Below are 17184 nucleotides of genomic sequence, written 5' to 3'. Positions count from 1 at the left end.
CGCGAAACTGTATATAGGCGGGGATGGATAGAAAGACTTAAATTGGGAAATGCTTTAATTTAAATATTCCTTTACGGGCATATTCCTTATTTGGTATATTTTGGTGGGAAGGAGAAACTTTATATGGGCGTGAAAATAACAACTTTGAGTGTACTTGCCGAGCCCAACCGCTTACACATTGTCGAGCTCTTGCGGGACGGACCCCTTACAGTGGGTGAAATAGCCGAACGACTTGGGCTCCACCAGCCGCAAGTTTCCAAACATCTTCGTGTTCTTAGCGATTCCGGGCTCGTTGAGGTGCATCCAAGCGCCAACCGGCGTATCTACAAGCTTCGACCCGAGCCGTTCGATGAGCTGGATGCTTGGGTTGATTCGTTCCGCCGTTTGTAGGGCGGGAGATTCGATCGCATGGACGATTATCTGCGGGAACTGCAAGAAAAGGATGTCCGCCGAGAATGATAGCTGATCCATATTCTAGAAGTCAGTCTGCCGTTAACGCGGGAAGCCTGACTTTTCCGTTCGTTTAAAGCATAACGCTGCCGGTTATTCTATAACATTGGCATTGCTAGCGAAAGGGGATTCAGATGACGCATACCGACCACCAAAACCATTCGGTATATGAGCATATATTCAAATGCTCTCCGATTGGAATGGGCATCTTATCTCCCGCGAACGGATCCTGGATCAGGGTTAACCCGGCATTGTGCGAGCTGCTCGGATATACCGAAGAAGAGCTGTTGGGATCACTGTATTCCCAAGTGTCTCATACGGCTGATCCGGCAAGGGGAAGCGGCTGCGATTCTAACGAGCTTCTTACTGGCGATTCGTCCACGATCGAGTTCGAAAAAACATTTATTCACAAACAAGGGCGCCTCATTTGGGCTCGTGTACATATGAGTGTGGTCCGCAATGAACACAGCGGCGAGCCGTTGTATTACATCGCTCAAGTAGAAGATAACGAACGAAAGCTAATAGAAGAACGCCTGAAAGAGAGCGAACGACAATTCCGCCTCATTTCCGAGAATTCGCTGGATCTGATATCCCGGCATGCTGCGAATGCACAGGCGGCTTATTTGTACGCCTCTCCGTCCGCACTAAACCTACTCGGATATGATCCGGAAGAGATGGTCGGTAAAAGCGCGTTCGATTTCTTTTATCCTGCCGACATTCCTGTCGTTAACAAGTATTTGGCTGCCATCCAGGAAAAGGGAGCTTACACTGTCGCCTACCGGATTCGGCACAAGGACGGAAGATACATTTGGTTTGAAAGCACCGGGCGGTACACTTACGATGAGCACACCGGAGCCGTCAAAGAAATCATTGCGATCTCACGCGATATTACGGAACGAAAGGAGGCCGAGAAACTTCTCCAGGAGAGCGAGCAACGCTACAAGTCTCTTTTCGAGTACAGCCCGGCAAGCGTGTATTCCTTCGACCTCGACGGCAAATATCTCTCTGCTAACACGAACTTAGAAGCGCTCACCGGTTTCAGCAAGGAAGAGCTTGTCCACATGACTTTCCTGCCGGTCATCGACCCCAATGATCTAGAGAAGACGATCGCTCATTTCGAGCTTGCCAAACAAGGAATCCCTCAAAATTACGAAATTACGATCATCCATAAAAATGGGCATCGGGTGGAAGTCAGTGTCACGAATGTGCCGATCATAGTGGACAACCGGGTCGTTGGTGTATATGGCATTGCCGTCGATATTACGGAACGCAAAAGATATGTGGCACAGATAGAAAAATTAAGCTATCAACACTCTTTGATTCTGAATGCGGTCTCGGAGGGTATATTCGGCCTGGATCACCGAGGCTGTACCATGTTCATCAATCCGGCGGGCGCCGAACTGCTGAGCTACGACGCGGACCATTTTCAAGGAAGAAACTATCACGAAATCATACAGCACACTCGAGCCGACGGATCACCCTACCCGGTGGCGGAATCCCCTATTTTCAAAACGATAAGGGATGGCTTGCCGCGCAACGTGAAGGAAGAAATCTTCTGGAGAATAGACGGTTCAAGCTTTCTCGCGGAATATCAGGTTACGCCGATTATGGACAGAGGGCAGATCAGGGGTGCCGTTGTCGTTTTCAACGATATTACGAACGAGCGCGAAATTATTAAAGCCAAAGAGTCGGCTGAACGGGCGGATTCCGCCAAGTCGGAATTTCTCGCAATCATGAGCCACGAGCTTCGCACCCCGATGAACGGTGTAATCGGGATGACGGAGCTGCTGCTGGACACCCCGTTAACGGATGAACAGAAGGATTATCTCGAAATTATCCTCAAAAGCGGAGACGCTCTCGTACACATTTTGAACGATATATTAGATCTCAGTAAAATTGAGGCAGGAAAGCTCGATCTCAATATTGAACCGATCGATTTACGTTTGATCATGGGATCCGTACTTGAGCTTTTCAGCGGCAAAGCGGAGGAGAAGAGGCTTGCGCTGACCTCACGGATCAATGATTACATTCCCGAGTATGTGATGGGAGACGGGAGTCGAATCCGGCAGGTGCTCGTTAACTTGATCGGCAATGCTCTTAAGTTTACCGAAACCGGACATATCCGAATCTCCATACATAACAAGCAGATTAAAGATCCTGATTTTCTTGCGGTGGAGTTTCTTGTCGAAGACACAGGAATCGGCATTCCCGCAGACAAGCTTGATCAGCTCTTCCAATCCTTCTCGCAGCTTCATCCGGCAATCAACCGCAAATACGGGGGAACGGGATTAGGCCTCGCCATCTGCAAAAGGTTAGTTGAGTTGATGGGTGGAACGATCTCAGCGGAAAGTGAGGAGGGCTTGGGCTCCACTTTTCGATTCAGTCTTCCTCTAGGTATTGCAGGCGCATCCGCAGATGTAGACCTGGGACGGCAGCCTGATGGACACTTTAATCCGGACCGTCCCGTTCATCCGGAAGGTAAGCCGCTGCGGATCTTGATTGCCGAGGACCAGCCGGTCGAATTAAAGCTGCTGCAGCGAATTCTGGCAAAATTGGGCTATGACGCGGATGGTGTGGACAATGGCGCCGAAGTCGTGAAATCCGTATCCCGGCAGCAATACGATATTATTTTCATGGACTTCCAAATGCCTGTTATGGACGGAATCGCCGCAACCAAGCGGATCCATGAGATGCTTCCGCCGGACCGATTGCCGGTCATCATCGCGGTCACCGCATTCGCTCGTGATGAGGACAAAAAGATGTGTCTTGAAGCTGGAATGAATGACTTTCTAGGCAAACCGATTACCTTAAACGACGTGAACACAATGCTTCAAAAATGGGGTTCCGAACAGTAGAGTTCACGGTCAGCGCATGTTGTATTTTTTGGCTCAGGAGCTGTTTTAATTTCTTTGTAAACGGTTAATAAAATAATACAAAGACGGCTTAACCAACGAGTTTCTCATTACTGTACCTTCGACGAAATGGTTTTTTAATCAGACTCCAGGCATATAAGGGTGACAATGATTCCCTATACAGAGGACATTTCACCAATCATTCATTTATCGCCTGTGAGCTGTTTAAAATAAAATCACTTGTTCAAAGGGGATAGTCCAATGGAACAGGGTTAGCGAAACATGCTGTAATCAGTTTGCATCAGGAGGAAAAAGTCGGTGACAACTTTTTCTTGTAAGCTGTGGGCATGTGGGAACTCAGGCAAGTGAGACGGTTGGACATGCCGAACATGTCACTATGAATGTAAAGTATTTAAGACATGTGGCGCATGTCGGATGAAAGGATAGGGAAGTTCATAAATGAATAGCAGGCGTAAGAAATAGTCTCCGTTTATGGCGTAAATAAACGGGGACTATTTATTATTTCCGGCAATAACAATTAACGGGGGGATGACTGGAATGAGAGAAACGGTAAAGGAAGGGAATAGCTTTGTAGTGAAGGACAATGGCGAAATGGTAGCTGAGATCACGTACAAGCCGGCTGCCAAAGACATGATCGTCATCGATCATACATATGTCTCACCCGCCATGCGAGGACAGAAATTAGCCGAGGATTTGGTGAGGCGGGTGGTCGAACATGCCAGGGAAGCGAATAAGATGGTTGTACCTTCTTGTTCTTACGCTCACGCGCAATTCAAAAGACATAACGAATACCAAGATGTTTGGAAGCGGGATCAATAGGCTTAGGGCCGTTCGACTACGCATCAGCCCACACCGATAGGCGCACGCAGACGTAATTTGTTAATAAACAAAGCTACGGTGCGAGGTGTTCAGGATGTCTGACATGCTTGAGCAGATCAAGCATTTGCTTCAGTCGGGGGATCAACTGTTCAGGCAGTTCAATGAACTTTGGAGGCAGTATCCCAAAACAGACGTACAAGAGCAGGGGAATAAGCTGAAAGTGATTATTGATGCGCCTGGACTGGACAGAAACAGGCACCAATGGTTGTTCCGCGTTGAGGACCGACAATTGCACCTTCGCGGGCAGCTGGATGTTCAGGAATCGGTAACCGGTGATCGGGGAAACAGATTTAGCCAGCGGATGAGCGAACAATTTACTACAGTCATTCCACTGCCTGCGCCCGTACATCGCAACCCCAGCTCGGTTCATTACTCGGACGGACGCGTTACAATCGTTCTCGAAAAGCAGCGGGGATTTGATCAAGATGGATGGCGATCGTTGGAGTTTTCTAATAAAAGCAAGAGATGAGCTGAACCTGTGCTTAAAGGTCAAATAAGCCGCTGCGAGCGGTTTAAATGAGCAGAATCTGCGCTCAATGGCCAAATAAGCCGCTGCCAGCGGTTTAAATGAGCTCAACCTGTGCTCAATGACCAAATAAGCCGCTGCCAGCGGTTTAAATGAGCCCAGTTGACACTGTAACTCAAAGTGCACGCTTGCGATGCACTCCCACTGCGCCGTCTCCACACAGGGAGGCGGCGTTTCTGTTTACCCTATGTTCGGTTAATCTTTACTGTCTGAACTATCCTGCATCAAGAGGTGGTAAATGAAATGATAGTTGAACGCGTAACCGTCGAGATCAATGGACAAGAGGTAACCGGCGAGGCTGGCCAGATGATTCTTCAAGCGGTGACGGAGCAGGGGGAATTCATCCCGAGCATCTGCTATCAGCCGCAGCTGGGACCCATCCGCACCTGCGACACCTGTATGGTGGAAGTGGACGGCGAGCTTGTACGGGCTTGCAGTACACCGCTTGAACCGGGTATGCGGGTATCCACCGAATCGCAGTTGGTAAAGGAAGCACAGATGGAAGCGATGTCGCGGATCCTTAAAAATCATGAGCTCTACTGTACGGTATGCGATAACAACAACGGCAATTGCATCGTTCATAATACAACGGAACGCCTTGAGATGGCCCATCAGAAATACGAGTTCCGCAAAAAGCCATACGAAGTTGACTTTTCTCATCCCTTTTACAGATACGATCCTAACCAATGTATCCTGTGCGGGCGGTGTGTGGAAGCCTGCCAGGATCTGCAGGTGAATGAAACGCTCTCCATTGACTGGAGCCGTGAGGCTCCCCGTGTCATTTGGGACACTGACGTACCGGCCGACCAATCTTCCTGCGTTTCCTGCGGGCATTGTGTGACTGTCTGCCCTTGTAATGCGCTCATGGAAAAATCGATGCTCGGAGAAGCGGGTTACTTGACCGGCATCGGTGCGAACATTCTTGAGCCGATGATCGATTTGACCAAGGAGATTGAGCCGGGTTACCGGGAAATCTTCATGGTTTCCGAAATGGAGGCTGCGATGCGGGAATCGCGAATCAAGCGGACGAAGACGGTCTGTACGTTCTGCGGTGTCGGCTGCAGCTTTGAAGTGTGGACCAAAGGGCGCGAAATTTTGAAAATAGAACCTAGCGTCGATGCGCCCGTAAACGGAGTGTCCACCTGCGTAAAAGGCAAGTGGGGGTGGGATTTCGTAAACAGCGAAGAGCGGCTCACGAAACCATTGATCCGTAAAGGCGACCGGTTCGTTGAATCAACTTGGGAAGAAGCGCTCGATCTGATCCAGAGTAAATTAGGAAATGTCAAAGAGACCCACGGCCCCCATTCGATCGGTTATATTTCCTCTTCTAAATGCAGCAACGAGGAAAATTACATTTTTCAAAAGTTTGCGAGAGCCGTCATGGGATCCAACAACGTCGACAACTGCTCCCGTTACTGCCAATCCCCCGCTACCTCAGGTTTGATGCGCACGGTCGGGATGGGAGGAGATAGCGGAACGATGGTCGACATCCAAATGTCCGAGCTGGTGATCATCGTCGGCGCCAACCCGGCGGAGTCCCACCCGGTGCTGGCAACGCGGGTCAAGCGTTCACATAAGCTGACCGGTCAGAAACTCGTTGTCGCGGATCTTCGGAAGAACGAGATGGCGGAGCGTGCCGATGTTCATCTGCATCCTAAGCCAGGGAGTGATCTGGTTTGGATTTCCGCGGTAACCAAATACATCATCGATCAAGGATGGGCGGCGAAGCATTTTCTCGACAAGCGCGTCAACGGGTACGAGGAGTATGTGAAATCCCTGGATATCTTTACGCTTGATTATGCGGAACAGGTGACCGGGCTCAGCAAACAGCAGATCATCGGTGTCGCCGAAATGGTTCATGAATCCCGATCCACTTGTATCCTCTGGGCGATGGGGGTCACTCAGCATATGGGTGCGACCGATACCAGCACCGCGATCTGCAACCTGCTGCTGATTACGGGTAACTTCGGGCGTCCGGGCACCGGCGCTTATCCGCTTCGCGGACATAACAACGTGCAAGGTGCGTGCGACTTCGGAACGATGCCTAGCTACATGCCGGGCTACGAAAAAATAAGTGATCCGTTAGTGAGAACGCGATATGAAAAGGCTTGGGGTGTGAAACTTTCGGAGCAAGCCGGCTATGACAACCACCAGATGGTGGACGGCATACAGAACGGCGATCTCAAAGCCCTGTACCTGTACGGCGAGGACATGGCGCTTGTAGACGCCAATTCGAATTTCGTCGAAGAGATGTTCGAAAAGCTGGAATTTTTCGTAGTGCAGGATGTGTTCTTCTCCCGTACTGCACAGTATGCGGATGTAGTTCTCCCGGCGTCGCCAAGTCTTGAAAAAGAAGGCACGTTCACCAATACGGAGAAGCGGATTCAACGGTTCTACCAAGTGTTCGAGCCGCTTGGCGAATCCAAGCCGGATTGGGTGATCATCCAGGAAGTCGCGAACCGTTTTGGCGCAGGATGGAACTATACTCACCCCTCCGAGATTATGGCTGAAGCTGCAAGCCTTGCGCCGCTGTTCTCGGGTGTATCCTATGAGCGGCTCGAAGGTTGGAAAAGCCAAGTGTGGCCGGTAGGGCCGGATGGTGCAGGCACACCGATTCTGTATACGGACCGTTTCCACTTCCCGGACGGCAAAGCGAATTTATTCCCGGTCAAATGGACGCCGCCGTACAAGCCGGAAGAGCAATATGACTTGCACATCAATAACGGACGTCTGCTGGAGCATTTCCACGAAGGCAACCTGACGTATAAGTCGGAAGGCATCCGTCATAAAGTGCCCGGCACATGGTTGGAGGTATCGGAAGAGCTGGCTGCGGAAAGAGGCGTGAAAGACGGATCGCTTGTCCGCCTGGTGTCGCCCTTCGGACAAGTCAAGGTTCGGGTGCTGGTCACCGACCGTGTCAAAGGCAAAGAATTGTACCTGCCGATGAATACGCCGGATCCGGAGGAAGCGATTAACCGGCTCACCAGCAGTCTGTTCGATATCGTCACTCATACTCCGAACTATAAGGAAATGAACGTACGCATGGAAGTGCTGGAGAAGGACGGCGAGAAGCCGCTGCCGCGTGTAAATCACCGGTTTGCCACGCGGAATCCGCAAATCGGTGTACGGGTAGAGGACAAATGGAAACGGCCCGATTTCGAGCCGGTCATGGACACCATCCGGAAGGAGGGGGAAGAGCATGGCCAGAGCCATTCGCTTAATTGAGAAGAAAACACAGACTAAGTCGGAGAAGCAGACGGAGTCGATGGGTGAGATTCTGAAGGTAATGTCCGACAACCGCGAGGCGATTACGCAGTTTCTCGATATTCTAGGCGAGCTGCATAAATCCGGCGTGCTGGATATCGCCCAAGGAGTTATGAAGAATAGAGCCCAGCTGGGAGCGGTCGGATTTGAATTCATTAAAGTGGCTAACATCCCCATTATTCTCAAGAACCTGATTATCGGAGTCCAATTCTTGGGCCGCCTCGATCCTAAGAAAACACAAATGCTGATGGATAGCCTGTCCAAAGGGATTGAGCAAGCCGGCCAGCCGGACAAGGAACATAAGAGCATGTTCGGCTTGCTTGGCATGCTGCGGGATCCCGACGTCAAAGCATCGGTGAGCACAGCGCTTCATTTCTTGCAGGGAATGGGTGCGGGACTGAGCGAGCACGATACGGATGCGGATAAAGGCGCTGTCAGGCATTGACTAAGTTAAAAGGAAAAATGGCGACCCGTGTGCGGGCCGCCATTTCTGCTTTTGAAGCTGCATTGCCGATCTAATTAGCATGGGATAAACACCGGCAAAGCAGTTCTAATGCCTTATTCAAATGCCTGTAATAAGAAGCCGCCGACAAGCCCAGCCTCTCCGCCACCCGGTCATGCGGTCTTATCCCTTGTATATAAGTGTACATTAACAATTTTCCGAGGATCGCTTCCCTCTCTTCTCCTTGCATCAGGTTCTGTATGGCTCCGGAAACGTCTTCCCGAACGTCCTGGCCGGTCCACTCACTAGAACCTGCTAGTGTCCTCCTATTCGGGAATAGCCGGGTGTATGCCTCGGACCATGCAGGATCCCGGGGAAGCTCGTTCCAATGGTTGAGCACTTTCTTTAACTCTTGAAGGTTCGAGCACGATTGGTTCTGATCCACGGTCTGTTCCGCCTGGCCCTTTGTCAGCGATCTATCCAATTTGGTAAGAAAATCTTCCTTTGTGAGGTCCAGCACGAAAGCTCTGTATTCCGTCCCCAAGGATGTCGTCGCATCGGCCCAAGGCGCGCGTTCGAATCCGCACAGCTCAAAGACGGGAAACCATTCTCTTAAGCAGGTGAAGTCGAGGATCCACTCCGACGGGGAAAAATGGTTGATCAAGGTATGGATGATATATGCGCGTGTTTTGTCTTCCAGTTCGGGATCAATCCCGATAAACGAGAGCAAAAACGCCATCGGGACAGGCTTCCATGCGCTGACGAAAGGCTGCAATAAAGGTTCGCAGGCCAACACGTGAAGCATTGTATCGTGTAAAGGGATTTTACCGACCGATGCGATTAACTGATCATGTTTCCAGATTGTGATGAAGGAAGAAGGATCAACCTTCCAAATTTGCCGGATCAGCTGTGCCATATGAGTCTCTTTTGCTTCCGACGGAGAAGCGGATTGATGATAACGAATATAAAGCGATTCGACCGCCGGCACAAGGGCGACACCGGTCCGCAAGGACCGAAAGGTGATAAGGGAGATCAAGGGGAGAAAGGCGACCCTGGCCCGCAAGGTCCGCAAGGTCCGGCGGGTTCAACTGAGGCATTGGAAGCGCAGTTATCACAGCTGCAGGCGCTGATAGAAAATCAGAACGCACAGATCGCCGCTCTGGATACCCGCGTCAGAGAATTGGAAAACGCGCCGGGCCTGGTTATCGTAACCGGAGCGGAGTTCACACCGGTCAATCAAGTATGGATCGACGGCAGATACAATGTTACCTACGATGTCCAGCTTAACTTGAGCGACGGTACGACAGTGCCCTACGGCCAACGCCAGAGCGTATCGTTTGCCTATCAGGAAACTTCAAAGCAGCACTCATTCAACGCAACTTATAACGGAGGCTATTACCCGCTGACCGTCACGGTACAGAGACTGAGTCCCAATCCGACCGTTGCGGACATTCGTCTCACGGTTGTAGACTATGAAGAGCTATTCATAATTGGAAAACCCACAATTTATCACTATATAATCAGAGTGAACCTTATAATGAGCGACGGAACATTCAGACCGTATCAGGATCTGGATATACGGCGCACGGAAGAGCCGGGATCAGAAGAAACGATCTTCATCAATCATGAGGGCAGGACCTATTCTTTTACAAAAGTGTTATCTTAACCTGTCAGAGGCACTCATTCCGATTTGGAATGAGTGCTCTTTATTTCTACGGACATTTAAACCCAGGGAAGTTTGCACTCTTCAGGAGGGATGTTCACGAAAGATTGAATCGACGGCTGCCTCAGCGCACGGCCCTCCTGCCATCTCCATTCGCTGTATTGGACTTTGGCAGTGACTACCGGTTTCACCCAGAAAGCGTCCCTGTGGCGTTCGGGTTTTCTCGCGAAAGGGTGTTTTTCAACTTTTAAAGGTTCAAGCAGCTGTGTCAGCTCCCGCCATTCGGCTTTGGTTAACTTGCCGGTGCCCGTATGGCCGATATACCAAAGCTTGCCTTCGTTGTCGTACTGGCCGAGCAGGACGGCATTAACAAACCCGCCACTGAGTGTAAATCCTCCGACCACCGCTATAACGTCGCCGTAGTTTTTAACCTTTTTCCACCTGTCATCTTTTCCGCCTAAGGAGTAGGAACTGCGCAGATCTTTACAGACAATGCCCTCCATCCCTTGCTGCTGCACTACTTGAAATAGGGTGTCACCGTTATCGTGCGAGGCCACCAACTGAACATTCTCGTTAGGAGAGATGATCTTATGCAAAAGCTCTATCCTGTCTGACAAAGGGCGGCCGTTGACCCATTCCCCGTTGTAATAGACGATATCGAAAATCATGTAAGTAATACGCACGAGACGCCGGACTTCACTGACTCTCTCCAGCCTCTGGATGAGATCGCGCCGCATGACTTCATGAAACGAAGGCTTGCCGTTCTCGGCGAGGGCAATCACTTCACCGTCTAGAATGACGGAATCCGCATCACAGTAAGAGCCAACTTGCAGCAGCTCCGGATAGTGGCAGGTGCGTTCATTTTGCTTGCGGTTAAAAAGCTTTGTTCCCTCTTGATCGTGATAGGTTAGAATGCGGGTGCCGTCCCACTTGATTTCATATCTCCAAAAGTCTTCTTGCGGTATTTCATCGCTGATGACCGGCTCGAACGGAAAAATAAGCTCCATGTTGATCCCCTTACAAAACTCGTTTAATACATATTTTGGGCAGTTGTAAGCAAAATAATAATTCATTTTTCTCACATGAGGAGCATTTCATTGACGAACACAGTCGTTACCATTGAGAATAAGGAGATTTCGATCTCCCACCCCGAACGTATCCTGTGGCCTGATGCGGGTGTGACCAAGTTTCAATATATCCAATACTTGATGGAAATCGCTCCGTTCATGCTGCCTTACACCACGGATCGCATGCTCATGATATGGCGATACCCTGAGGGCATAACAGGCCGGCGAGTCGAGGAAAGGTCCATACACGGCACGGCGCCGGAATGGCTGCCTCGCGTTATCTACGGCGGGAAAGAACGGATACTGTTGAATGACCGGGCTGCTCTCGTCTGGGTGGCCAATCGCCGAGGATGCGAGCTGCACGTTCCTTTCGACAAACATTACCGCAAAGAATATCCGACTGAGCTTGTGTTTGATCTCGATCCGGCAGAGGATATGGATTTCGGCGTTGTTTTGCAGGTGGCGCTGAAGCTGCACGAGGTGCTCTCTTCCTTATCGCTGCACAGCTTTCCGAAAACCTCGGGAGCGACGGGGCTCCAAATCTTTGTGCCGGTAGAGCCTAAATATACGTTTGAACAAGCGCGGCAAATCAATGAATTCATTGCGAAATACATGCTTCAGCAGCTGCCGGATATAATCACGCTGGAGCGGGTGGTGGAGCGCCGGGGCAGCAAGCTGTATTTCGACTACTTGCAGCTATGGCGAGGTCGAACGATGGCTGCGCCTTACTCCGTTCGAGCGAAGCCTCAAGCTACGGTATCGGCTCCGGTTACCTGGGAAGAGGCGGCGAGGGGTTTTGTGCCGGCCGATTTCACCATCGCGAACATGACAGACCGAATCGGGAGGGTAGGTGACCTTTTCCGCTTCGTTTCCAGTGAAGAAGTGCGATTAAATCAGCAGTTAGACAAGGTTCTCGACTTCATACAAAAAAATCCGACATCATCCGTTAATAGGATATAAGACCTAGAAGGAATCTGGAAATACGTGTAGAATTTACTAAACACAGCTTCAAGACTCGCTAGGGTGGTGGGCTAATGGAGAGATTAGAGGACATCGGTGTAGCGCGTTGGAACCGCAAGTTGCTGAACATGTACTGGTTTTGTATTTTAGTGACAACCGTTGGGGAAATCGGCAATCTGTTTCTATCGGAAAGTAGCTATCAGCAGTTCATTATCTATTCTCTATTGGCTCCTCTCAGCGTCTTGTTAGCTCTTATGGGTGTGTCCGAGTTTTTCTATCGTAAAATCAATTCAAGCAGCCCGGAGATAACCATTCTCACCGGTATTCTGTTGACCGGAGTTATCGTGTATGCCCATGCGGATATCGACAGCATTCTCGGCGTGTATTTTCTGCCGCTGCTCGTCTCCGTGTTCTATTTCAAAAAAAGCTATGTATACAAGGTAAGCTTCATGAATCTAGCTTCCCTGATCATCATGTATCTGATCCAGCCTGAGCTTCGTTTAGAAACGACGGCAATGGAGCTATTCACGACCATTCTCGTTGTCGGTGTCGCCGGACCCTATATCGCTGCGCAGATTATGGACCGCGGAGTAGATATTCTGCAAAACCTGAAGCATGACGCGCTGACCGGTCTGTCCAATCACATGACATTCCATGACCACCTGCAGCAATGGTATGAGCGCGGCCGAAGACGCAAAGAGCCTGTCATGCTGGCTGTTATGGATTTCGACGATTTTAAATGTATCAACGATGTCTACGGACATCGGGCCGGGGACATGGTTCTTCGCGGCGCCGCGGACATATTGAGCAGTTACATGGGAGGCGAGGATATTGCCGCCCGATATGGCGGCGAGGAATTTGCTTTGCTGCTGACCGGTCGGACGGAGCGGGAGGCGTACATGCTCTGTGAAGAAATCCGTACCGCGATTTCGGCATCCGAGCATCCGGAGCTGAAGGGCCGTACGGTTACCGTAAGCATCGGACTGACCGGCTTGGAGCCGGGCATGGATAAGGAGAGCTGGTTCCGGCAAGCGGACAAGCTGTTATATCAGGCGAAGAGGCTGGGTAAAAACCGCACGGAAACGAAGTTTAACGGGTCCGCCGCTTCCTAAAGCAAATGCGATCGGATTGTAAATAATTTTCATTATGACAAATTAGTTCCGAAATTAAATTTCAAATAGCCATTGTGTTTTAGGAAAACTGGGCTTAATATAGAGTTGATTTTCAGTCCGATACGATGAGTAGGGAACACAAATGGCGATTAATGATAATATTTTGATCAAGATCCGGGATATGAAGGACAGCTTGACGCCCGTCGAGAGAATGGTCGCGGAATATATTCTGGCTAATATGGAGGAAATCCCCCATCTCTCGATCAAAAATCTCGCGCAACTGAGCAAAACCAGCGATGCATCCGTGCTTCGATTCTGTAAAACGCTGGGCTATAACGGTTACCGCAGTTTTATCGTGAGCATTTCGGCTTCTCTCGGTTCCATGGATGAGGAGCACAAGGATCAGTACACCGATATTCAACCCGGAGATGACCTGTCCGTCATCATTTCCAATATTGCCCGCAACAACAGTAAATCCATTGAAGACACGCTGAGTGTCATCGATCGGAAAGAAGTGGCGCGTGCCGTCAAAGCTCTCCGCGCCAGCAATCGAATCGTCTTTTTCGGAATCGGCGCTTCCGGTCTGGTGTGTAAAGATGCCGAGCAGAAATTTTCGCGGATTAATAAGATGTGCCATGCCTATACGGACGGCCACATTCAACTGACAGCCGCAACGCTGTTAGGCAAAGGCGATGTCGCGATCTTTATTTCCAATTCCGGGGATACGGTGGAAATTCTCGAAACGCTGGAAATTGCCAAAAAGAACGGCGCATCGATTATTGCGATTACCAAATATAATAAGAGCCCGTTAGCGGACAAATCCGACATCCTGTTAAGTATTTCAACACCGGAGGTTACCATTCGAAGCGGTGCCATGGGATCGCGAATCGCCATGCTCACCGTCATCGATATTCTTTTTGCAGGGGTAGCCAGTGCGGAATACCAGAATGTGAAGAAGTACTTGTCCAAAACGCACAATATTTTAGCAAGCAAGCATCGAAAGTAAAAAAAAGACATCGTCCAATAACGGACGGTCTCTTTTTTTACCGGAAATAAGTATTAAAAAACAGGGTAGGAGAATGACGATGAATGAATACCTTGCGGGATTGACGACGGAGGAGATTAACCAGGACACTCAGATGATCGATGAAAGTTCCACTGAGCAGATGCTGAGACTTCTCAATCAGGAGGATGCCAAGGTTCCGGAAGCGGTTGCCGCGGAAATTCCGCAAATTGTGAAAGCGGTTGAAGTCTTGCACCATGTTCTCAAAAAAGGCGGCAGGATGTTCTACATAGGGGCTGGGACCTCAGGCAGAATCGGTGTGCTTGACGCATCGGAATGCCCGCCCACTTTCGGTGTTGACCCTACGCTGGTGCAAGGTCATATTGCCGGAGGCGATTTGGCTTTAAGATTGGCGGTTGAAGGATTCGAGGCAAGATTATACGATTTCCTTTGGGGAGGAATATTCTAATATGAAAAGAAGATCGATTGTATTAACGGCAGCGGCAGACCTTTCGGCCCGGCAAATTTCCGGTTTGCGAACACGACTTATTTCTCACCGATGATGGCCGGCGCTAATGTATATAATCGCCGTTATGCCGTGGGCTTAATGTCCGGAACCTCGGTGGACGGCATCGATGCCGCGCTCGTCGAATTTAACGGTGTCTCTGGCCAGCCGCCTCATGTCAGACTGATCGCATTCGAGAATACACCCTATCCCGCCAAGGTTAGGGAAGAAATCTTTTCACTGTTTGACCCGAAGACAGCAACAGTAGATAGAGTCGGCCGGATGAACGTGTGGCTGGGCGAGCTGTATGCTGAGGCAGCTTTGTCCGTAATCGCGAAGGCTGGGCTTGATCGCCGCAATATAGCGGTCATCGGCTCTCATGGACAAACGATTTATCATTCGCCGGAGATTCAACATACCGACGGTTATGATCTGCATTATACAGTGCAGATCGGAGAAGGCGCCGTGATCGCTGCCAGAACGGGGGTTACGTGCGTATCCGACTTCCGTGTCGCCGACATGGCTGTCGGCGGACAGGGTGCGCCGCTCGTTCCGTTTACGGAATACCTGTTGTACAGGGAGGCGGAGCATACGCTGCTGTTGCAGAATATCGGCGGAATCGGCAATGTGACCGTCATTCCTGCAGGCTGCACGCCGGAGCAGGTGTATGCTTTTGACACCGGTCCGGGCAACGTTTTGATCGATGGGCTGGTCTCGCGTCTCTACCCCGGCGAGAAAACGATGGATACGGGAGGCGCCATTGCGCAGAAAGGCAGTGTTAATGCCGACCTTCTTCAATTGCTGCAGCAAGAGGCATATTACGGGCTGCCTTTGCCGAAATCTACCGGCCGGGAGCTCTTCGGCTCCTCATATATCGATAGGCTTCTTAGTTACAAGCATGAACACGGTATCTCTGCGGAGGATCTGGTCGCAACCGTCACCATGCTTACCGCTTGGTCCATCGGAGACGCTTATCGCCGCTTTATTCGGCACCGCGATCCGTCACAACTGATGATAGTAGGCGGTGGAGGAAGCTATAATCCGGTGCTGATGCAATTCCTCAAGCAACAGATGGCTCCTATGGACGTACAAGTGCGCACCCAGGAAGAGGTCGGGCACAACAGCGACGCTAAAGAAGCTATTGCTTTCGCATTGCTTGCCGATTATACGATAAACAAGCTGCCGAACAACCTTCCTTCTGCGACGGGAGCTCAGCGTCCTGTGATTATGGGGAAAATCTCTTACTAGATCCCGATTTTTATATCATCCTCGTTTTGGGAGGCGGCGGCAATGGTCCGGAACGGCATCGACAACATCGAGCGATACGCACATTTGTTCAAAGGCAAACGGTTGGGACTCATTACGGCGCCTACGGGATTGAACCGGGATTACGTATCCACAATTCAGATTCTGCATGAGAATTTCAACCTGGCCGCATTGTTCTCGCCGGAGCACGGAGTACGAGGCGATCAAGAGGCCGGCGCTCTGGTGGACTCCTATCTGGATCCCTATACGGGAGTGCCGGTATATAGCTTGTATCGTAAAGATCCAAGCGTCTCAGTCAGGAAATGTTGGATCAGGTAGACATCATTGTCTACGATATTCAGGATGTGGGAGTCAGGTATTACACTTTTATCTACACGATGCTCTATGCTTTGGAAGACTGCGCTAAGGCGGGCAAAGAATTCGTCGTTCTCGACCGGATCAATCCTCTGGATGGGCTGACGGTAGAAGGCAATATTTTAAAAGAGGGCTATCAATCTTTTGTCGGCAATTATCCTCTTTGTATGCGGTATGGGTTGACTGCCGGCGAAGTGGCTTCGATGGCCAACAGCCAGATGAACTGGAATTGCACGCTCCATGTGGTTCACTGCGAAGGCTGGGAGCGGAACATGCAGTTCCCGGATCTCGGCCGCTTCTGGGTGCAGCCGTCTCTCGGCATACCGCGGTTTGAAACGGCGTTGCTATACTCCGGCACCTGCTTAATTGAAGGCACGAATGTATCGGAAGGAAGAGGCACCTCATGTCCTTTTGAAATTATCGGGGCACCGTTTATCGATGCTGGGCGGCTGGCGGATGAGATGAACGGTAAGAAGCTGCCAGGGGTGTTTTTTCGGCCGGTCTATTTTAAGCCTGCAGCTTCCAAATTCCAGGGAGAGCTGTGCCGCGGCGTGCAAGTCCATATTACGGATACCCGGGCCGTTCGAGCGGTGGACACCGGTGTGACTCTGCTGTATACAATTAAGCAAAACCATGAAGAGTTTGCTTTCCTGCCGCCGGTGAAGGAGAATTCCAGGCCTTTTATCGATTTGTTATGCGGTGACAGTTTGTTCCGGGATGATTCGGCGGATCTTGCTGGAGTGTTGGAACAATTTCGTGAGGAAAGCCGGGAGTTTGCAAAGCTCAAACAGCAGTACCACCTTTATTAATGGAGTCGATG

At 50.4% G+C, this 17184-nt stretch carries 12 protein-coding genes and 3 pseudogenes; 13 read left to right on the top strand and 2 right to left on the bottom strand.

Annotated elements, in window-relative coordinates; all coding sequences use genetic code 11:
- Positions 1 to 123: 123 nt before the first annotated feature.
- The 6 genes and pseudogenes from SD71_RS22825 to SD71_RS03120 all read left to right on the top strand — a co-directional run.
- A pseudogene (locus SD71_RS22825) lies at positions 124 to 387 on the top strand (ArsR/SmtB family transcription factor); the annotation flags it as partial.
- 197 nt (positions 388 to 584) lie between these two features.
- Entirely contained in the window at positions 585 to 3305 is a 2721-nt protein-coding gene (locus SD71_RS03140; RefSeq protein ID WP_041059297.1) for a PAS domain S-box protein, read from the top strand.
- Between the two features lie 555 nt (positions 3306 to 3860).
- Entirely contained in the window at positions 3861 to 4142 is a 282-nt protein-coding gene (locus SD71_RS03135) for a GNAT family N-acetyltransferase (protein ID WP_041059294.1), read from the top strand.
- Positions 4143 to 4236: 94 nt separating this feature from the next.
- On the top strand, positions 4237 to 4671 hold the full coding sequence (locus SD71_RS03130; protein WP_152619315.1) for an Hsp20/alpha crystallin family protein: 435 nt from the start codon (positions 4237 to 4239) through the stop codon (positions 4669 to 4671).
- A gap of 300 nt (positions 4672 to 4971) precedes the next feature.
- On the top strand, positions 4972 to 7953 hold the full coding sequence (gene fdhF / locus SD71_RS03125) for a formate dehydrogenase subunit alpha (protein WP_041059286.1): 2982 nt from the start codon (positions 4972 to 4974) through the stop codon (positions 7951 to 7953).
- Entirely contained in the window at positions 7928 to 8437 is a 510-nt protein-coding gene (locus tag SD71_RS03120) for a DUF1641 domain-containing protein (RefSeq protein ID WP_041059283.1), read from the top strand. Before fdhF ends, SD71_RS03120 begins: the two co-directional genes overlap by 26 nt.
- A 70-nt stretch (positions 8438 to 8507) precedes the next feature.
- Here the strand turns inward: SD71_RS03120 and SD71_RS03115 are convergent, their stop codons facing one another.
- Positions 8508 to 9350: a hypothetical protein gene (locus tag SD71_RS03115; RefSeq protein WP_041059280.1), complete on the bottom strand. Its 843-nt coding sequence runs from the start codon at positions 9348 to 9350 to the stop codon at positions 8508 to 8510.
- 36 nt (positions 9351 to 9386) lie between these two features.
- On the opposite strand from SD71_RS03115, the gene SD71_RS24640 reads away from it, so the two are divergent.
- Entirely contained in the window at positions 9387 to 10100 is a 714-nt protein-coding gene (locus SD71_RS24640; protein WP_041059277.1) for a collagen-like triple helix repeat-containing protein, read from the top strand.
- A gap of 56 nt (positions 10101 to 10156) precedes the next feature.
- Here SD71_RS24640 and SD71_RS03105 read toward each other — a convergent pair whose 3' ends face one another.
- Entirely contained in the window at positions 10157 to 11104 is a 948-nt protein-coding gene (locus tag SD71_RS03105; RefSeq protein WP_041059274.1) for an ATP-dependent DNA ligase, read from the bottom strand.
- Positions 11105 to 11194: 90 nt separating this feature from the next.
- On the opposite strand from SD71_RS03105, the gene ligD reads away from it, so the two are divergent.
- From ligD to SD71_RS03075, 6 genes and pseudogenes are all read left to right on the top strand, one after another.
- Positions 11195 to 12124: a non-homologous end-joining DNA ligase gene (gene ligD / locus SD71_RS03100; RefSeq protein WP_235426966.1), complete on the top strand. Its 930-nt coding sequence runs from the start codon at positions 11195 to 11197 to the stop codon at positions 12122 to 12124.
- A 74-nt stretch (positions 12125 to 12198) separates the two neighbouring features.
- Positions 12199 to 13236 (top strand): GGDEF domain-containing protein, encoded by a 1038-nt coding sequence (locus tag SD71_RS03095; RefSeq protein WP_041059268.1) that lies wholly within the window; start codon positions 12199 to 12201, stop codon positions 13234 to 13236.
- A gap of 142 nt (positions 13237 to 13378) precedes the next feature.
- Complete coding sequence (locus tag SD71_RS03090; RefSeq protein WP_041059266.1) at positions 13379 to 14242, top strand: MurR/RpiR family transcriptional regulator; 864 nt, start codon at positions 13379 to 13381, stop codon at positions 14240 to 14242.
- A 79-nt stretch (positions 14243 to 14321) separates the two neighbouring features.
- Positions 14322 to 14669: pseudogene (gene murQ, locus SD71_RS03085) on the top strand (N-acetylmuramic acid 6-phosphate etherase); the annotation flags it as partial.
- 129 nt (positions 14670 to 14798) lie between these two features.
- Entirely contained in the window at positions 14799 to 15992 is a 1194-nt protein-coding gene (locus SD71_RS03080; protein WP_041059264.1) for an anhydro-N-acetylmuramic acid kinase, read from the top strand.
- Between the two features lie 42 nt (positions 15993 to 16034).
- Positions 16035 to 17173: pseudogene (locus SD71_RS03075) on the top strand (exo-beta-N-acetylmuramidase NamZ family protein).
- Positions 17174 to 17184: the final 11 nt, after the last annotated feature.

It is taken from the genome of Cohnella kolymensis (assembly GCF_000829465.1).
GTDB lineage: Bacteria > Bacillota > Bacilli > Paenibacillales > Paenibacillaceae > Cohnella > Cohnella kolymensis.
Note: the sequence above shows the minus strand (reverse complement) of the source record. Positions and strands in the feature narration are given on the sequence as shown.